The sequence below is a fragment of the Streptomyces melanosporofaciens genome (genome assembly GCF_900105695.1).
Taxonomy (GTDB): domain Bacteria; phylum Actinomycetota; class Actinomycetes; order Streptomycetales; family Streptomycetaceae; genus Streptomyces; species Streptomyces antimycoticus.
The window spans coordinates 751,259-768,966 of record NZ_FNST01000002.1 but is presented as its reverse complement, the minus strand read 5'-3'; the positions used below and the strand labels follow the sequence as shown (position 1 = coordinate 768,966).

Here is a 17,708-nt window from a genome sequence, read left to right as displayed (position 1 = left end):
GCCCCCGGTGGTCGGGCGCAAGCAGCCGCGGCCCCCGGTGGTCAGGCGCAAGCAGCCGCCGTCACTGTCACGCACAAGGGCGACGGCACCCCTCGCACACAGGGGGTGCCGTCGCCCTTCGGCGTCGCAACGCCGGGTTCTGGACGGGCCGTTCAGGCTCAGTACGGGCCGTTCACGTTGTCCATCGAGCCGTACCGGTCGGCCGCGTAGTTGCAGGCCGCGGTGATGTTCGCGACCGGGTCGTAGGCGTCCCAGGCGGTGCCCTCGACGTGGTACGCCTTGAACGTCGGGGCTATCACCTGGAGCAGGCCCTTGGAGGGCACGCCGTTCTGGGCGTTGATGTCCCAGTTGTTGATGGCGCGCGGGTCGCCGCCGGACTCCCGGATGATGTTGCGGTGAATGCCCTCGTAGGTACCGGGGATGCCCTTCTTCTTCATGATGTCGAGGGACTCCCGGATCCAGCCGTCGAGGTTGTCCGGGTAGGTCTTCTTCTCGGCGGCGACCGTCTCGATGCGCGCGGCGGAGCGGCTCGCGGCCTGCTTGACGGCGCGCTCCTTGGCGGCCTTGGCCTCGGCGGCCTTCTTCGCGGCGGCCTCTTCCGCCGCCTTCTTCTTCGCGGCCTCCGCCGCGGCCTTCTTCGCGGCGGCCTCTTGCTCGGCCTGCTTGTCGGCGAGCGCGGACTGCTTCACCAGGGCCTCGTGGTGGGCCTGGGCGTCGGCCTTCTGGGACGTGAGGGCGACGGGCTTGTTCGGCAGGTCCTGGGCCGTCGTCTTGGCGTCCGCGTCGCCACCGGGGACGACTGCGAAGGCTATGGCGGCCGCACCGGCGGCAGCGATTCCGGCGGCGGAGTACTTGTGCGTCTTGTTGAGACGGGCGTAGCCGGGGATGTTGGGCAGGGGCATGGCGGAGTAGACCTCTTCCAATCGCTTGAGTCGCAGGCCAAATCGGCGCGCAGAGCGCCGTTCCTGGATCTACGGCGCCGTGCGACTGGGGGAAATTCTTAGCTGCCGCAAAAAGCTGTCGCAAAGGCGTGACATACGATGCTGCTTAGTGGATAAGTAGGCCGCTCATGCCCACGCGAACGGCCGTCATCCCCGCTCAGTCGCCTATGAAACGTCCACTAAGCACGTTCGTAAGTGATTTAGGTCGTGTGTCCGGGCTCACATCGCGGAGCTTCTCATATTGCGCGCTGTGCCCACGCAAATGCTCAGGGTGTTTGTTTTTTCCACCCCTGCAACAGCCCCTTTGGGGGTCCTGTGTGCGCCGTTCGACCTAGGGCTCAGGTCTTATCAGGTGGCCGCCGACCGGCCGATATACCCGCCGGATGGCGGGTAGGTACGGTAATGGCCATGACGAAAGGACGGGGCGGTGGACCCGGGGCCGGGCTGAGTCGGGTGAGCGGTGCGCTGCTCGCCATGAGCCGACATCTGGAAGTCCGTGATGTCCTAAAGACCATCGTTGTGTCCGCCCGTGAGCTGCTCGATGCGGAGTATGCCGCTCTGGGGGTCTCCGATGATCACGGAGGTTTCGCCCAGTTCGTAGTAGATGGGGTGAGCGACGAGCAGTGGAAGGCCATCGGGCCGCTGCCTCGACAGCACGGCATTCTCGCTGCCATGCTCAAGGACGCCACCCCACAGCGGCTCGCCGATGTGCGGCGCGATGTCCGTTTTGAGGGATGGCCATCGGCTCATCCGGAAATGTCGGATTTCTTGGGTCTTCCCATTGCCGATGGCGACGAAGTTCTCGGCGCGGTATTCCTCGCCAACAAACGATGCCCCAAGCCCGAGGGCGGCTGCGGTTTCACCGCCGAGGACGAGGAGCTGCTGTCCATCCTGGCCCAGCACGCCGCCATCGCCCTGACCAACGCCCGCCTCTACGAGCGCAGCCGCGAGCTCACCATCGCCGGGGAGCGGGCCAGGCTCGCCCATGAGCTGCACGACGCGGTCTCCCAGAAGCTCTTCTCGCTGCGGCTGACCGCCCAGGCGGCCACGGCCCTGGTGGACCGCGACCCCGACCGCGCCAAGGACGAGCTCCAGCAGATCGCCCTCCTCGCCGCCGAGGCCACCGACGAGCTGCGCTCCGCCGTCGTGGAACTGCGCCCCGCCGCCCTCGACGAGGACGGCCTCGTGGCGACCCTGAGGACGCAGGTGCAGGTGCTCGACCGGGCCCACTCCGCCCAGGTCACCTTCGCCTGTCACGGCGTGCGGGCGCTGCCCGCCGCCCAGGAGGGGGCGGTGCTGCGGGTGGCCCAGGAGGCCCTGCACAACGCGCTGCGCCACGCCGACGCGCGGCAGGTCGACGTCACCCTCACCCGGCACGGCCAGGGCGCCCGGCTCCGCGTCGCCGACGACGGGACGGGATTCGACCCCTCGGCCGTGCGGCGCGCCGGGCGCCACCTCGGGCTGGTGTCGATGCGGGACCGGGCCGGCGGTGTCGGTGGCCGTCTGACCGTGGAGTCGGCGCCCGGCAAGGGCACCGTGATCGAGATGGAGGTGCCCGGTGGCTGACCCCGGACGGATTCGGGTGCTGCTCGTCGACGACCACCAGGTGGTCCGGCGCGGCCTGCGGACCTTTCTCCAGGTCCAGGACGACATCGAGGTGGTCGGCGAGGCATCGGACGGCGAGGAGGGCGTCGCCCGCGCCGAGGAGCTGCGCCCCGACGTCGTCCTCATGGACGTGAAGATGCCCGGCCTCGACGGCATCGAGGCGCTGCGCACCCTGCGCGACCTCGACAACCCCGCCCGGGTGCTGATCGTGACCAGCTTCACCGAGAAGCGCACCGTGGTCCCCGCCCTGCGCGCGGGCGCCGCGGGCTATGTCTACAAGGACGTGGACCCCGAGGCGCTCGCCCGCGCCATCCGGTCCGTCCACTCCGGGCATGTGCTGCTCCAGCCCGAGGTGGCCCTCGCGCTGCTCTCCCAGGACGAGGGCGGCGGCCAGGGGCGCGGCGGCTCACTCACCGAGCGGGAGCGCGAGGTGCTCGCGCTGATCGCGGACGGCCGGTCCAACCGGGAGATCGCCCGAGCGCTGGTACTGTCCGAAAAGACTGTGAAGACCCATGTGTCCAACATTCTTATGAAATTGGACCTCGCCGACCGCACCCAGGCCGCGCTCTGGGCCGTACGGCACGGGATTGGGGCATGAACAGCGTTTCTCCGTGAAATCACACCAACGGGTGGCTGTCACTCGAACAGCGCAACTCGCCATCAGCCGGGCCGTTTTTCACGGCGTACCGCGGCGGACCGCCGCGGTGACGCGCTGATGAATGAAGGGTCTTGCCAAGTGAAGAACATCAAGAGGTTCGCTGCCATCACCATCACGGCCGGCGGACTCGCCGTCGCCGGTGCCGGTGTCGCCACCGCCCAGGGCCCCTGGGCCGACGGTGGGGCCACGATGTCCCCGGGTGTCGTCTCCGGCAACAACATTCAGGCGCCCATCCACGTGCCCGTGAACTTCTGCGGCAACACCGTCTCGGTCATCGGGTCCATGAACCCGGCGCTCGGCACCCCCTGCGGCGGCTGACCGCCACCCTCGCGCATACACGACGCACCACCGACCGGCCCCGAAGGCACCCGCCTCCGGGGCCGGCCCCATGACATCCCGGCAAAGCCAGAGACCGCCGGGGAAGCGCAGAGGCCCTCCGGGCAGCGTCAGAAACCTCCCTGGGAACGCGAGAGCCCTCCCCGGGGAAGCTCAGAGACCTTCCTGGGGAAGTCGGAGCCCTCCCCGGGGAAGCTCAGAGGCCGCCCCGCTCCCGCTCCTCCACATACGCGTTGTACGCCGCCACCTGCGCCCGCCGCGAGGTGCGCTCCACCGGCCGCAGCGCCTCGGCCCGCGCTGTGATCTCCGACGCACTCACCGCGCCGCCGTGCTCCCGGCCGTCCCCGCCCGCCCTATAGGCGATGTCCACCAGCGCACCCACCCGCTGCGCCAGCTCCAGCACCCGGATGGCCCGCGGCGGATAGCCCGGGGCCAGCACCTCGCGCCCCCGCTCGGCCCGCGCCCGATACGCCTCCAGGGCCGCCTCTGCCACCGGGCCCGATCCGGCCACGTTCAGCCGCGAGAGCACCTCCGTGGCCTCCCGCAGCGCCTCGGCCAGCTCCCGCTCGGCCTCGCTCAGCGTCGGCACATCGGCCGGCGGCGCCTCCCGCACGCTCTGACACCGCCACACCACCTCGATGTGCTGATCGCCCTCGGGCCCGGCCGCCGACACCTCCGGCACCAGGCCGAGCGCCGCGCCCGTCGCGATCACCGCCTCACCCGCGTCGAGCGCATGGGCGTTGAACTCCGGCGGACCGCTCAGCCCCAGGGGATGCCCCGCTATGGGCAGCGCCACCCGCAGCCCCTTGGCCCCGAGCGCCCGCAGCCGCCCCAGCGCCAGCGTGAGCCCTACCGGCCCGGACTCCCCCGGAAGCCCGGCCACCCGGTGCGACGCGTCCTCATCCGCGATGCGATGCGCCGCCTCGTCCGGGGAGACAAGTCCGGCGATAAGGGCATTTCCCCAAGCTGCGAGGCGCCCTGAACGTGGTTCATCGAGCATGGCACCAGCCTAAGGACTGGCACCGACAACGTGTGGCGTAGGTTTTCCTCAGGGGGCTGCGCCCACAGGCGCACGCACGACTCGAGACTGCAATGGGAGACAACGCGCTCATGAGCGAGGTTCTGGAGCTGCTGGACGTATCGGTGGTCCGCGATGGGCGGGCTCTGGTGGACGAGGTCTCCTGGTCGATCAAAGAAGGCGAGCGCTGGGTCATCCTCGGCCCCAACGGTGCCGGTAAGACCACCCTCCTCAACCTCGCCTCGAGCTACCTCTACCCGAGCGCCGGAAACGCCCGGATCCTCGGCGAGCAACTCGGCCGCGTCGACGTCTTCGAACTGCGCCCGCGCATCGGCATGGCGGGCATCGCCATGGCCGAGAAGCTGCCGCGCAGCCAGACCGTCCTGCAGACCGTCCTCACCGCCGCGTACGGCATGACCGCCCACTGGCAGGAGGACTACGACACGGTCGACGAGACCCGCGCCCGCGCCTTCCTCGACCGCCTCGGCATGAACGACTACCTCGACCGGAAGTTCGGCACCCTCTCCGAGGGCGAGCGCAAGCGCACGCTCATCGCCCGCGCCATGATGACCGACCCCGAGTTGCTGCTCCTCGACGAGCCCGCGGCCGGACTCGACCTCGGCGGCCGTGAGGACCTCGTCCGCCGCCTCGGACGGCTCGCCCGCGACCCGCTCGCCCCGTCGATGATCATGGTGACACATCATGTCGAGGAAATCCCCCCGGCTTCACCCATGTTCTGATGATCCGCCAGGGCAAGGTGCTCACCGCCGGCCCGGTCGAGACCGAACTGACCTCCCGTAACCTCTCCCGCTGCTTCGGACTCCCGCTGGTCGTCGAGCGCTACGGCGAGCGCTGGACCGCCCAGGGCCTGCCGCTGGCCTGATGTCCGCCCCCTGCGCCCGCCGTGCCACCGGCAGGTGATCCGCGCACTGTCCCCGGGGACCGGCGACAACTACCATGACCATGTGGATCCATGGGTGTGGTGGCTGATCGCCGCCGTAGGACTGGGTATCCCGCTCGTACTGACCGCGATGCCCGAATTCGGGATGGTCGCCGTCGGTGCCGTAGCCGGTGCCATCACCGACGCGCTCGGCGGCGGCATCGTGCTCCAGGTCGTCGTCTTCTGCGCCGTCTCGGTCGCGCTGGTCGCGGTCGTACGCCCGATGGCGGTCCGCAGCCGCCGTCAGCAACCCGAGCTGCGCAGCGGCATCGAGGCGCTGAAGGGACGTCAGGCCGTCGTCCTGGCACGCGTCGACGACAGCGGCGGCGGCCGCATCAAACTCGCGGGCGAAGTGTGGTCCGCGCGCTCGCTCGACCCCGGCCAGGCGTACGAACCCGGGCAGCAGGTCGACGTGGTGGAGATCGACGGTGCGACGGCCGTCGTCATGTAGACGCCGTACCGGGAGTGTCCTACCAAGAGTTGAGGGCGCCCCGGTTGAGCTGCGGAGTCGACCATGGATCTGACAGACTCCACCCTCGGGAACCGCCAGACCTGATCATCCCGACCATCCGAATCACCGCATGAAGGGCACGGGGAGCCGCTGTGGAACCGATCATCATCGTCCTGATCATCCTCGTGGTGCTGGTGTTCATCGCACTGATCAAGACGATCCAGGTCATCCCACAGGCCAGTGCCGCCATCGTGGAGCGCTTCGGGCGCTACACCCGCACCCTCAACGCGGGCCTCAACATCGTCGTCCCGTTCATCGACTCGATCCGCAACCGCGTCGACCTCCGTGAACAGGTCGTGCCCTTCCCCCCGCAGCCGGTGATCACCCAGGACAACCTGGTCGTGAACATCGACACCGTCATCTACTACCAGGTGACCGACGCCCGCGCCGCCACCTACGAAGTCGCCAGCTACATCCAGGCGATCGAGCAGCTCACCGTCACCACCCTGCGGAACATCATCGGTGGCATGGACCTCGAGCGCACCCTGACCTCCCGCGAGGAGATCAACGCCGCGCTGCGCGGCGTCCTCGACGAGGCCACCGGCAAGTGGGGCATCCGCGTCAACCGCGTCGAGCTCAAGGCCATCGAGCCGCCCACCTCCATCCAGGACTCGATGGAGAAGCAGATGCGCGCCGACCGTGACAAGCGCGCCGCGATCCTCCAGGCCGAAGGTGTCCGGCAGTCCGAGATCCTGCGCGCCGAGGGTGAGAAGCAGTCCGCGATCCTGCGGGCCGAGGGTGAGTCCAAGGCCGCCGCGCTGCGCGCCGAGGGCGAGGCCCAGGCGATCCGTACGGTCTTCGAGTCCATCCACGCCGGAGACCCGGACCAGAAGCTGCTCTCGTACCAGTACCTCCAGATGCTGCCGAAGATCGCCGAGGGTGACGCCAACAAGCTCTGGATCGTGCCCAGCGAGATCGGCGACGCCCTCAAGGGCCTCGGCGGGGCCATGGGCAACTTCGGCCCGCTGACCGGCGGCGGAAACGGCGGCGGCACCCCCGCCGCCACCGGTAAGGAGCCCGCCCCGCGCCGCGAACAGCCCACGATCGACTGACGGACAGCGGCGGACGGGCCCTCCGGCGCCTGGGACGGCCCGCCGGTGCTCCCTGCCGGGCCCCTGCGGGACGAACCCGGGGTCAGGCAGGAAGCGCCAGCCACTCCGGCAGAGCGTCCCGCTCCGCCGCCCCCAGGGCCAGCAGCAGCGCATCCGAGGGCGTCGGCTCGAACGGCGCCTTGAGCAGCCGCATCCCCGCCTGCTCCGGAGTCCGGTCCGCCTTACGGTGATTGTCCTCCGCACAGGAGGCCACCGTATTCAGCCAGGTGTCCCCGCCCCCGCGCGACCGCGGCACCACATGGTCCACGGTCGTCGCCCGGCGGCCGCAGTACCCGCACCGGTGCTGGTCCCGGACCAGCACCCCGCGCCGCGACCACGGGGCACGTCTTCGGAACGGCACCCGCACATAGCGGCACAGCCGGATCACCCGTGGCAGTGGCAGATCGATGTCCGCGGCCCGCACCCGCAGCCCCGGGTGGGCGTGTTCGACGACGGCCTTGTCCTGGAGGACCAGCACCACGGCGCGCCGCAGCGTCACCGTCGCCAGCGGCTCGAAGCTCGCGTTCAGAACCAGCGTCTCGCGCATCCCGACCACCCCCGCATCCCGGTGTCCCGGCCCCGCGCCCGAAATGGGCGGGACCGGGATCAACTCTGGCCGGGAGCCTGGCCGAGAACAACGCAATTTCGCCGCGTCAGCCCGCGGCCGGCACCTCGTACTCCGCGATCAACTGGGCACGCCCCAGCGTGTGGAACCGCAGATTGAAGCCGACCACCGCGGGCGAGGCGTCCGCGTCCGGGCCCAGCTTCTCCGCGTCCACCGCGTACACGGTGAACACATAGCGGTGCGGACCGTCCCCGGGCGGCGGCGCGGCCCCGCCGAAATCACGGGTCCCGTAGTCGTTGCGCGCCTGCACGGCACCCTCGGGCAGGCCCGTGAAGCCGCCGCTGCCCGCACCCACCGGAAGCTCGGTGACCGTGGCCGGGATGTCGAACAACACCCAGTGCCAGAAACCACTGCCGGTCGGGGCGTCCGGGTCGAAGCAGGTGACGGCGAAGCTCTTCGTACCCTTCGGGAATCCCTCCCAGCGCAGCTGCGGAGAGGTGTTCCCCGCCGCCTGCACCTGGGCGGACTTGAGCGTGCCGCCCGGTTGCACATCGTCGCTCACCACCGTGAACGACGGCACCGGCGGATGGAAGTCATGGGGGAGCGGCGGCCGGTTCTGCTCGGACACGTCGAGAACCTCCTGAGGTTGCGGTGGATCATCTCCGCGGCCAGCCTAACGAGACCGCCAGACGGCGGGCTGGCACCATGGCGCCCATGACCGGCCCCACCCTCGCCCTCCACCTGCGCCTCGACGGCGTGACGGACAAGGACGGCTTCCTCGACCGCTGCGCCCGGGACCTGCGCTTTCCCGACTGGTACGGGCGCAACTGGGACGCTCTGGCCGACTGCCTCACGGATCTGTCCTGGTGGGCCGAGGGCCGCGAGCCCAGCGGCTGTCTGCTGGACATCCAGGGCTGGCTCGCCTTCCGCGACGCGGACCCCGACGCCGCCGCTATCGCGGCGGACATCCTGGCCGACGCGGAGGCGTACTGGGCGACGCAGGGACGGCCCCTGGTGGTGCGCTACGACGACGGCCCCTGACGCACGACGCGCCACACGCCGACATACGACGCGGGGCGTGCGCCGACATGCCGTCGGTGCACGCCCCGCGCGGAAGTCCGGCCCGGGGGAGGGGGAACCTCAGCTTGGCGTTTAACCTCGCAGATCACCCGACCTGCTGATCTGCAGTTCTTCCCGGGACAGCGGAGGCGGCCGTTCTCCACGCTTCGAGATGTCGAGTCACGAAGCACGAGAGAACGGCCGCTGTTATGAGTCTCCCGGTCCACGCGCCCGCGGGCGAGGCGTTCGACGTGTTGTCCCGCTTTCGGGTCGAGTTCTACGAGTGCCTTTACGCCCGCGCGGATGCGCTCTTCGAGCTCACGGACGCGGTGCTGTGTGCGGACGGGCCGGTGAAGACGCTGGTCGAACTGTCGCTGGCGGTCGAGCACCGGCGCGGACACGGGGCGATGTACGCGGCGTTGGACCGGGGCTGGCTGGAGCCGGCGCGGTTGCGGCGTGCGCTGGTGGGCCTGCCGCTGCCGAGGGCGGCCGACGGGCGGATCGTGCTGGCTGTGGACGTGAGCAACTGGCTCCGCCCGGACGCCCCGACCAGCGAGGACCGGCTGTTCTGCCACGTCTACGGACGCGGTGCCCGCAGCAGGGACCAGTTCGTACCGGGCTGGCCGTACTCCTTCGTCGCCGCTCTGGAGACCGGCCGGACCTCCTGGGTCGCGTTGCTGGACGCCGTGCGCCTCGGGCCGGCCAACGACGCGACCATCGTCACCGCCGGCCAACTACGCGATGTCATCGAGAGGTTGGTCCAGGCCCAGCAGTGGCAGGCGGGTGATCCGGAGATCTGGATCGTCATGGACTCCGGCTACGACGTCGCCTACCTCTCCCACACCCTGGCGGACCTGCCCGTCGTCCTGGTCGGACGCCTGCGCTCGGACCGCGTCATGCTCCGTGACCCCGGCCCCGCCCGCTCCGGGCCGAAGGGCGGACGGCCGCGTCGGCACGGCGGTGTCCTGACCTTCGCCAAACCCGACAGCTGGCACGAACCCGAGGTCACCACGGTCACGGACACCACCCGCTACGGCAAGGCCGAGGCGATGGCCTGGGACCGGATGCACCCGCGGCTCACCCACCGCGGCCCCTGGCTGAACCACACGAAAGAGGAACTGCCCATCCTGCACGGCACGTTGATCCGCCTGAAAGTCGAGCGCCTGCCGGGCGACCGTGACCCGAAACCGGTTTGGCTGTGGTGCTCGGCCACCGCCGCCGCACCGGCGGACGTGGAGCACTGGTGGCAGTCCTTCCTGCGCAGATTCGACCTCGAGCACACCTTCCGGCTCATGAAACAGACCCTCGGCTGGACCGCCCCGAAGGTCCGCCACGCGGACACCGCCGACCTGTGGACCTGGCTCATCATCGCCGCCCACACCCAGCTCCGCCTCGCCCGGCCCCTCGCCGAGGACCTCCGCCGCCCCTGGGAACGACCGGCCGAGCCCCGTCGGCTCACCCCCGCCCGGGTGCGGCGGGGGTTTCGCAACGTCCACGCGACCACGGCCCGTCCAGCGACCGCACCGAAACCGTCCCGACCAGGTCCCGGGCGGCCTGCAGGCTCGAAGAACAAACAGCGGGCCAGGCACCACGACGTCGGCAAGACAGTCAAACGCGCCGAGTCGATCAAGGAACACCAAGCCCGCCCACGTTAAACGCCAAGCTCAGAACCAGTTGCGCTTGCCGCCGACCTGGGCGAGCCACTGGTTCAGATACGCGGCCCAGTCGGTGTCCTGGAAGGTCGCCAGGTTCATCGTGAACGACCGGTAGGTGTCACTGCCCTCGGTGAACAGCCCCGGCTTCTTGTCCATCTCCAGCACCACGTCCATCTCGCGGTCGTCCGCGACGAAGGACAACTCCACCTGATTCAGCCCCCGGTACTGCTCCGGGGCGTAGAACTCGATCTCCTGGTAGAAGGGCAGCCGCTGCCGGGTCCCACGGATGTGCCCCTGCTCCAGGTCGGCGCCCTTGAACCGGAAGCCGAGCGAGCCGAAGGCGTCCAGGATCGCCTGCTGGGCGGGGAGCGGATGCACATTGACCGGGTCCAGATCGCCCGAGTCCACCGCGCGCGCGATCGCCAGCTCCGTGGTCACCCCCACGTTCATACCGGTCAGGTGCCGGCCCAGGAACATGGTGATCGGGGTCTCCCACGGGATCTCCAGGCCGAACTGCACCGCGTGCACCGCACCCGGCTGCACCTCGAACGCGCCGCCCAGCTGCTGCCGGGTGAACTCCACGTTCTGCTTGTACTCCTGGTCGTCCCGCTCCACCTCGACCCGCGCCTGCAGGCCGACCGAGAGCGCCTCGATCTGCTGCGCGACCGAGCCGCCCTGGATCCGGACCTCGCCCTGCACAATGCCGCCCGGGACGACATTCTCCTCGGTCAGTACCGTCTCCACCGAAGCGCCACCGGCACCCAGACTCGCGAGCAGCTTCTTGAAGCCCATGTTCTCCCTCTCAAGGACGCGACTGCGTCTTGACTTGATCGCACTCGATCACTGTTGACACCTAGGAACGCGAAACAGCCGTGAGCGGTTCCGCAGCTCATACCCTTCCAGCGGACCGGTGCCGCCTCCAACCACCGGTTCATATCTGTTCCACTACGCTCGGGCCGCGTGACAGCAGGACCTGACCGCGAGCCCCTCGACCGTTCCTTCTTCGACCGACCCGTTCTGGAGGTCGCGCCCGACCTCCTGGGCCGCCTCCTGGTGCGCCGCACCCCGGACGGACCGATCGAATTGCGCCTGACCGAGGTCGAGGCGTACGCGGGCCCGGCCGACCCCGGCTCGCATGCCTACCGTGGCCGCACCGAGCGCAACGCCGTGATGTTCGGCCCCCCGGGTCATGCGTATGTCTACTTCACCTACGGCATGTGGCACTGCCTCAACCTGGTCTGCGGACCGGAGGACCATCCCAGCGGGGTGCTGCTGCGCGCGGGCGAGGTACGGCACGGCCATGAGTGGGCCCATCAGCGCAGGCCGAAGGCGCGCAACGACCATGAGCTGGCCAAGGGCCCGGCCCGGCTGGCCACGGCCCTGGGCGTGGACCGCCGGCTGGACGGCAGCGATGTCTGCGCGGGCGCCGATGCCCCGCTGTCCATACTCACCGGCCACCCCGCCCGGCCCGAGCAGATCCTCAGCGGCCCGCGCACCGGTGTGGGCGGCGAGGGCGCAACTCACCCCTGGCGCTTCTGGATCGACGGGGAGCCCTCGGTCAGCCCCTACCGGGCGCACACCCCGCGTCGCCGGAATTCGACGCGCCGTCAGGTCGGAACTTGACTCTGCCGGACGGGACGCCTAACGTAGCCCGAGCCGCTTGAGACGGGCAGCGCTGTCGGCACGATCGCAAGATCGAGTCACCGCGGCCCCGGAGCGGCCAACCACTCACGACAACTCCCCAACAGGGTCCTATTTCGCTGCGCGAATTTCGGGACCCGGGGCTCCGATTAGGAGCTGAGCGGGAAATTGGCTAAAGTAGTGGACACGCCGGAAGGCGAGAAAGACCCCGCTCCAGCAGGGGGCCGGAAACGGAATTCGGACCGGAAGCGGAACGGAAAACGGATCTGGTAAGGTTGGAAACACCGAAGGGAAGCGCCCGGAGAAACCGGTGAAACGGTTTCGAAGGAAGCGTCCGTTCCTTGAGAACTCAACAGCGTGCCAAAAGTCAACGCCAGATATGTTGATACCCCGTCCATCTCGGACGAGGTTCCTTTGGAAAAATACACAGCGAGGACGCTGTGAGCGGACTGGATTATTCCTCTGGTCTGCTCCGCTCTCGTGATGTGTTGCCGGGATATCCCGGAAGCATTCACGGAGAGTTTGATCCTGGCTCAGGACGAACGCTGGCGGCGTGCTTAACACATGCAAGTCGAACGATGAACCGGTTTCGGTCGGGGATTAGTGGCGAACGGGTGAGTAACACGTGGGCAATCTGCCCTGCACTCTGGGACAAGCCCTGGAAACGGGGTCTAATACCGGATATGACACGCTCCCGCATGGGATGTGTGTGGAAAGCTCCGGCGGTGCAGGATGAGCCCGCGGCCTATCAGCTTGTTGGTGGGGTGATGGCCTACCAAGGCGACGACGGGTAGCCGGCCTGAGAGGGCGACCGGCCACACTGGGACTGAGACACGGCCCAGACTCCTACGGGAGGCAGCAGTGGGGAATATTGCACAATGGGCGAAAGCCTGATGCAGCGACGCCGCGTGAGGGATGACGGCCTTCGGGTTGTAAACCTCTTTCAGCAGGGAAGAAGCGAGAGTGACGGTACCTGCAGAAGAAGCGCCGGCTAACTACGTGCCAGCAGCCGCGGTAATACGTAGGGCGCAAGCGTTGTCCGGAATTATTGGGCGTAAAGAGCTCGTAGGCGGCTTGTCGCGTCGGATGTGAAAGCCCGGGGCTTAACTCCGGGTCTGCATTCGATACGGGCAGGCTAGAGTTCGGTAGGGGAGATCGGAATTCCTGGTGTAGCGGTGAAATGCGCAGATATCAGGAGGAACACCGGTGGCGAAGGCGGATCTCTGGGCCGATACTGACGCTGAGGAGCGAAAGCGTGGGGAGCGAACAGGATTAGATACCCTGGTAGTCCACGCCGTAAACGTTGGGAACTAGGTGTGGGCGACATTCCACGTCGTCCGCGCCGCAGCTAACGCATTAAGTTCCCCGCCTGGGGAGTACGGCCGCAAGGCTAAAACTCAAAGGAATTGACGGGGGCCCGCACAAGCGGCGGAGCATGTGGCTTAATTCGACGCAACGCGAAGAACCTTACCAAGGCTTGACATACACCGGAAACCTCTGGAGACAGGGGCCCCCTTGTGGTCGGTGTACAGGTGGTGCATGGCTGTCGTCAGCTCGTGTCGTGAGATGTTGGGTTAAGTCCCGCAACGAGCGCAACCCTTGTTCTGTGTTGCCAGCATGCCTTTCGGGGTGATGGGGACTCACAGGAGACTGCCGGGGTCAACTCGGAGGAAGGTGGGGACGACGTCAAGTCATCATGCCCCTTATGTCTTGGGCTGCACACGTGCTACAATGGCCGGTACAATGAGCTGCGAAGCCGTGAGGTGGAGCGAATCTCAAAAAGCCGGTCTCAGTTCGGATTGGGGTCTGCAACTCGACCCCATGAAGTCGGAGTCGCTAGTAATCGCAGATCAGCATTGCTGCGGTGAATACGTTCCCGGGCCTTGTACACACCGCCCGTCACGTCACGAAAGTCGGTAACACCCGAAGCCGGTGGCCCAACCCTTGTGGGGGGAGCCGTCGAAGGTGGGACTGGCGATTGGGACGAAGTCGTAACAAGGTAGCCGTACCGGAAGGTGCGGCTGGATCACCTCCTTTCTAAGGAGCGCATAGCCGACTGCGAGCGCATGTCTCGCACGGTTTGCTCATGGGTGGAACGTTGACTATTCGGCACAGTCCTTCGTGTGATGACTGCTAGTACTGCCCTTCGGGGCGTGGAACGCGGCTCGGAGCGGGGGGACGGTGTCGGGCACGCTGTTGGGTGTCTGAGGGAATGAACCCTCGACAGGCCGGAGTCCATGCAGTTTGTGGATGACTGGTCGTTGCTTGAGAACTGCACAGTGGACGCGAGCATCTGTGGCCAAGTTTTTAAGGGCGCACGGTGGATGCCTTGGCACCAGGAACCGATGAAGGACGTGGGAGGCCGCGATAGGCCCCGGGGAGCTGTCAACCGAGCTTTGATCCGGGGGTGTCCGAATGGGGAAACCCGGCAGTCGTCATGGGCTGTCACCCATACCTGAACACATAGGGTATGTGGAGGGAACGCGGGGAAGTGAAACATCTCAGTACCCGCAGGAAGAGAAAACAACCGTGATTCCGGGAGTAGTGGCGAGCGAAACTGGATGAGGCTAAACCGTATGTGTGTGATACCCGGCAGGGGTTGCGCATACGGGGTTGTGGGAGTGGACTTCAGTCGTCTGCCGGCGGCTGGGTGAGTCAGAAACCATTGCGATAGGCGAAGGACATGCGAAAGGTCCGGCGTAGAGGGTAAGACCCCCGTAGCTGAAATCGTTGTGGCTTGCTTGTTCATTTCCCAAGTAGCACGGGGCCCGAGAAATCCCGTGTGAATCTGGCGGGACCACCCGCTAAGCCTAAATATTCCCTGGTGACCGATAGCGGATAGTACCGTGAGGGAATGGTGAAAAGTACCGCGGGAGCGGAGTGAAATAGTACCTGAAACCGTGTGCCTACAAGCCGTGGGAGCGTCGCCGTGTTCTTCGGAGCACGGTCGTGACTGCGTGCCTTTTGAAGAATGAGCCTGCGAGTTTGCGGTGTGTTGCGAGGTTAACCCGTGTGGGGAAGCCGTAGCGAAAGCGAGTCCGAATAGGGCGGTTTAGTAGCGCGCTCAAGACCCGAAGCGGAGTGATCTAGCCATGGGCAGGTTGAAGCGGAGGTAAGACTTCGTGGAGGACCGAACCCACCAGGGTTGAAAACCTGGGGGATGACCTGTGGTTAGGGGTGAAAGGCCAATCAAACTCCGTGATAGCTGGTTCTCCCCGAAATGCATTTAGGTGCAGCGTCGTGTGTTTCTTGCCGGAGGTAGAGCACTGGATAGGCGATGGGCCCTACCGGGTTACTGACCTTAGCCAAACTCCGAATGCCGGTAAGTGAGAGCGCGGCAGTGAGACTGTGGGGGATAAGCTCCATGGTCGAGAGGGAAACAGCCCAGAGCATCGACTAAGGCCCCTAAGCGTACGCTAAGTGGGAAAGGATGTGGAGTCGCAGAGACAACCAGGAGGTTGGCTTAGAAGCAGCCATCCTTGAAAGAGTGCGTAATAGCTCACTGGTCAAGTGATTCCGCGCCGACAATGTAGCGGGGCTCAAGCGTACCGCCGAAGTCGTGTCATTGCAGCATGTGGTCCAACGATCGCTGTGATGGGTAGGGGAGCGTCGTGTGCCGGGTGAAGCAGCCGTGTAAGCGAGTTGTGGATGGTTCACGAGTGAGAATGCAGGCATGAGTAGCGATACACACGTGGGAAACGTGTGCGCCGATTGACTAAGGGTTCCTGGGTCAAGCTGATCTGCCCAGGGTAAGTCGGGACCTAAGGCGAGGCCGACAGGCGTAGTCGATGGACAACCGGTTGATATTCCGGTACCCGCTTTGAAGCGCCAACGTCGAACCAGGCGATGCTAAGTCCGTGAAGCCGCCCTGGAGCCTTCGGGTGAAGGGGAGTGGTGGAGCCGACGGTCCAGACCTGTAGTAGGTGAGTGATGGGGTGACGCAGGAAGGTAGTCCAGCCCGGGCGGTGGTTGTCCCGGGGTAAGGGTGTAGCCCGAGGAGTAGGTAAATCCGTTCCTCATTTAAGGGTGAGACCTGATGCCGAGCCGATTGTGGTGAAGTGGATGATCCTATGCTGTCGAGAAAAGCCTCTAGCGAGTTTCATGGCGGCCCGTACCCTAAACCGACTCAGGTGGTCAGGTAGAGAATACCGAGGCGTTCGGGTGAACTATGGTTAAGGAACTCGGCAAAATGCCCCCGTAACTTCGGGAGAAGGGGGCCATTGCTGGTGATCCGATTTTCTTGGTGAGCTGGTGGTGGCCGCAGAGACCAGCGAGAAGCGACTGTTTACTAAAAACACAGGTCCGTGCGAAGCCGTAAGGCGATGTATACGGACTGACGCCTGCCCGGTGCTGGAACGTTAAGGGGACCGGTTAGTCACATTTCGGTGTGGCGAAGCTGAGAACTTAAGCGCCAGTAAACGGCGGTGGTAACTATAACCATCCTAAGGTAGCGAAATTCCTTGTCGGGTAAGTTCCGACCTGCACGAATGGCGTAACGACTTCTCGACTGTCTCAACCATAGGCCCGGTGAAATTGCACTACGAGTAAAGATGCTCGTTTCGCGCAGCAGGACGGAAAGACCCCGGGACCTTTACTATAGCTTGATATTGGTGTTCGGTTCGGCTTGTGTAGGATAGGTGGGAGACTGTGAAGCATTGACGCCAGTCAGTGTGGAGTCATTGTTGAAATACCACTCTGGTCGTGCTGGATGTCTAACCTGGGTCCGTGATCCGGATCAGGGACAGTGTCTGGTGGGTAGTTTAACTGGGGCGGTTGCCTCCTAAAGGGTAACGGAGGCGCCCAAAGGTTCCCTCAGCCTGGTTGGCAATCAGGTGTTGAGTGTAAGTGCACAAGGGAGCTTGACTGTGAGACCGACGGGTCGAGCAGGGACGAAAGTCGGGACTAGTGATCCGGCGGTGGCTTGTGGAAGCGCCGTCGCTCAACGGATAAAAGGTACCCCGGGGATAACAGGCTGATCTTCCCCAAGAGTCCATATCGACGGGATGGTTTGGCACCTCGATGTCGGCTCGTCGCATCCTGGGGCTGGAGTCGGTCCCAAGGGTTGGGCTGTTCGCCCATTAAAGCGGTACGCGAGCTGGGTTTAGAACGTCGTGAGACAGTTCGGTCCCTATCCGCTGTGCGCGTAGGAGTCTTGAGAAGGGCTGTCCCTAGTACGAGAGGACCGGGACGGACGAACCTCTGGTGTGCCAGTTGTTCTGCCAAGGGCATGGCTGGTTGGCTACGTTCGGGAGGGATAACCGCTGAAAGCATCTAAGCGGGAAGCCTGCTTCGAGATGAGGACTCCCACCCACTTGATGGGTTAAGGCTCCCAGTAGACGACTGGGTTGATAGGCCAGATATGGAAGCCGGGTAACTGGTGGAGTTGACTGGTACTAATAGGCCGAGGGCTTGTCCTCAGATGCTCGCGTCCACTGTGTGGTTCCCGGGTTGCGAACAGTCGCACCGGTGAATCAGTTCCACTTGACTTAATTGAAAAGTGTGCTTGTTCGCTAGAACCCGATAGGGTTTCGGTGGTCATTGCGTTAGGGAAACGCCCGGTTACATTCCGAACCCGGAAGCTAAGCCTTTCAGCGCCGATGGTACTGCAGGGGGGACCCTGTGGGAGAGTAGGACGCCGCCGAACAATCTTTCAAGGACCCTTGGTCCCAGCGTGCATGCTGGGACCAA

Annotated in this window: 13 protein-coding genes, 3 rRNA genes and 1 pseudogene; 12 read left to right on the top strand and 5 right to left on the bottom strand. The window is 66.0% G+C overall.

From position 1 onward, the window contains the following. Nucleotides 1-158 precede the first annotated feature (158 nt). The gene (locus BLV72_RS06035) at nucleotides 159-902 is read right to left on the bottom strand and encodes a transglycosylase SLT domain-containing protein (RefSeq protein WP_093460772.1); all 744 of its coding nucleotides are present in this window, start codon (nucleotides 900-902) and stop codon (nucleotides 159-161) included. A gap of 441 nt (nucleotides 903-1,343) precedes the next feature. Between BLV72_RS06035 and BLV72_RS06030 the strand changes: the two genes are divergently transcribed. The 3 genes from BLV72_RS06030 (at nucleotide 1,344) to BLV72_RS06020 (ending at nucleotide 3,522) form a co-directional block, all read left to right on the top strand. Further along, a complete protein-coding gene (locus BLV72_RS06030) occupies nucleotides 1,344-2,507 on the top strand; it encodes a GAF domain-containing sensor histidine kinase (protein WP_208905557.1) in 1,164 nt (387 codons plus the stop codon). Beyond that, the gene (locus BLV72_RS06025) at nucleotides 2,500-3,144 is read left to right on the top strand and encodes a response regulator (RefSeq protein ID WP_093460770.1); all 645 of its coding nucleotides are present in this window, start codon (nucleotides 2,500-2,502) and stop codon (nucleotides 3,142-3,144) included. The genes BLV72_RS06030 and BLV72_RS06025 overlap by 8 nt, the downstream gene beginning before the upstream one ends. Nucleotides 3,145-3,282: 138 nt before the next feature. Further along, entirely contained in the window at nucleotides 3,283-3,522 is a 240-nt protein-coding gene (locus BLV72_RS06020) for a chaplin (protein WP_014059737.1), read from the top strand. A gap of 214 nt (nucleotides 3,523-3,736) precedes the next feature. Here the strand turns inward: BLV72_RS06020 and BLV72_RS06015 are convergent, their stop codons facing one another. Continuing rightward, nucleotides 3,737-4,540, bottom strand: coding sequence for a hypothetical protein (locus BLV72_RS06015; protein WP_093460769.1), 804 nt, complete (start codon nucleotides 4,538-4,540; stop codon nucleotides 3,737-3,739). 110 nt (nucleotides 4,541-4,650) lie between these two features. On the opposite strand from BLV72_RS06015, the pseudogene BLV72_RS06010 reads away from it, so the two are divergent. From BLV72_RS06010 to BLV72_RS06000, 3 genes and pseudogenes are all read left to right on the top strand, one after another. Beyond that, a pseudogene (locus BLV72_RS06010) lies at nucleotides 4,651-5,441 on the top strand (ABC transporter ATP-binding protein). Nucleotides 5,442-5,475: 34 nt separating this feature from the next. Continuing rightward, the gene (locus tag BLV72_RS06005; RefSeq protein WP_216346158.1) at nucleotides 5,476-5,949 is read left to right on the top strand and encodes an NfeD family protein; all 474 of its coding nucleotides are present in this window, start codon (nucleotides 5,476-5,478) and stop codon (nucleotides 5,947-5,949) included. 152 nt (nucleotides 5,950-6,101) lie between these two features. Next, nucleotides 6,102-7,061 carry an SPFH domain-containing protein gene (locus BLV72_RS06000; protein WP_059147117.1) on the top strand — a complete coding sequence of 320 codons (960 nt, stop codon included), beginning with the start codon at nucleotides 6,102-6,104 and terminating at the stop codon, nucleotides 7,059-7,061. An 82-nt stretch (nucleotides 7,062-7,143) separates the two neighbouring features. On the opposite strand, the gene BLV72_RS05995 is transcribed toward BLV72_RS06000, so the two are convergent. Then, a complete protein-coding gene (locus tag BLV72_RS05995) occupies nucleotides 7,144-7,647 on the bottom strand; it encodes an HNH endonuclease (RefSeq protein WP_059147123.1) in 504 nt (167 codons plus the stop codon). A gap of 106 nt (nucleotides 7,648-7,753) precedes the next feature. Further along, nucleotides 7,754-8,293: a YbhB/YbcL family Raf kinase inhibitor-like protein gene (locus BLV72_RS05990; protein WP_093460767.1), complete on the bottom strand. Its 540-nt coding sequence runs from the start codon at nucleotides 8,291-8,293 to the stop codon at nucleotides 7,754-7,756. An 86-nt stretch (nucleotides 8,294-8,379) separates the two neighbouring features. On the opposite strand from BLV72_RS05990, the gene BLV72_RS05985 reads away from it, so the two are divergent. Both BLV72_RS05985 and BLV72_RS05980 read left to right on the top strand, forming a co-directional pair. Continuing rightward, complete coding sequence (locus BLV72_RS05985) at nucleotides 8,380-8,706, top strand: barstar family protein (RefSeq protein ID WP_237298815.1); 327 nt, start codon at nucleotides 8,380-8,382, stop codon at nucleotides 8,704-8,706. A gap of 227 nt (nucleotides 8,707-8,933) precedes the next feature. Continuing rightward, nucleotides 8,934-10,379, top strand: a complete 1,446-nt coding sequence (locus tag BLV72_RS05980) for an NF041680 family putative transposase (protein ID WP_093459809.1) — start codon at nucleotides 8,934-8,936, stop codon at nucleotides 10,377-10,379. Between the two features lie 9 nt (nucleotides 10,380-10,388). Here the strand turns inward: BLV72_RS05980 and BLV72_RS05975 are convergent, their stop codons facing one another. After that, complete coding sequence (locus tag BLV72_RS05975; protein WP_014059729.1) at nucleotides 10,389-11,171, bottom strand: sporulation protein; 783 nt, start codon at nucleotides 11,169-11,171, stop codon at nucleotides 10,389-10,391. Nucleotides 11,172-11,339: 168 nt separating this feature from the next. Between BLV72_RS05975 and BLV72_RS05970 the strand changes: the two genes are divergently transcribed. The 4 genes from BLV72_RS05970 (at nucleotide 11,340) to rrf (ending at nucleotide 17,664) form a co-directional block, all read left to right on the top strand. After that, nucleotides 11,340-12,002, top strand: coding sequence for a DNA-3-methyladenine glycosylase (locus BLV72_RS05970; protein ID WP_093460766.1), 663 nt, complete (start codon nucleotides 11,340-11,342; stop codon nucleotides 12,000-12,002). A 528-nt stretch (nucleotides 12,003-12,530) separates the two neighbouring features. Further along, nucleotides 12,531-14,057, top strand: a 16S ribosomal RNA gene (locus BLV72_RS05960). A gap of 260 nt (nucleotides 14,058-14,317) precedes the next feature. Continuing rightward, nucleotides 14,318-17,437, top strand: a 23S ribosomal RNA gene (locus tag BLV72_RS05955). 110 nt (nucleotides 17,438-17,547) lie between these two features. After that, nucleotides 17,548-17,664 (top strand): 5S ribosomal RNA (gene rrf / locus BLV72_RS05950). The 16S, 23S and 5S rRNA genes sit together here, the layout of an rRNA operon. The last annotated feature ends 44 nt before the right edge of the window (nucleotides 17,665-17,708 follow it).

What these genes read in the sequence shown, in the direction of transcription:
- BLV72_RS06035 (WP_093460772.1), bottom strand. Translation starts at nt 902, where the DNA reads ATGCCCCTGCCCAACATCCCCGGCTACGCCCGTCTCAACAAGACGCAC.
- BLV72_RS06030 (WP_208905557.1), top strand. Translation starts at nt 1,344, where the DNA reads ATGGCCATGACGAAAGGACGGGGCGGTGGACCCGGGGCCGGGCTGAGT.
- BLV72_RS06015 (WP_093460769.1), bottom strand. Translation starts at nt 4,540, where the DNA reads ATGCTCGATGAACCACGTTCAGGGCGCCTCGCAGCTTGGGGAAATGCC.
- BLV72_RS05995 (WP_059147123.1), bottom strand. Translation starts at nt 7,647, where the DNA reads ATGCGCGAGACGCTGGTTCTGAACGCGAGCTTCGAGCCGCTGGCGACG.
- BLV72_RS05985 (WP_237298815.1), top strand. Translation starts at nt 8,380, where the DNA reads ATGACCGGCCCCACCCTCGCCCTCCACCTGCGCCTCGACGGCGTGACG.
- BLV72_RS05980 (WP_093459809.1), top strand. Translation starts at nt 8,934, where the DNA reads ATGAGTCTCCCGGTCCACGCGCCCGCGGGCGAGGCGTTCGACGTGTTG.
- BLV72_RS05975 (WP_014059729.1), bottom strand. Translation starts at nt 11,171, where the DNA reads ATGGGCTTCAAGAAGCTGCTCGCGAGTCTGGGTGCCGGTGGCGCTTCG.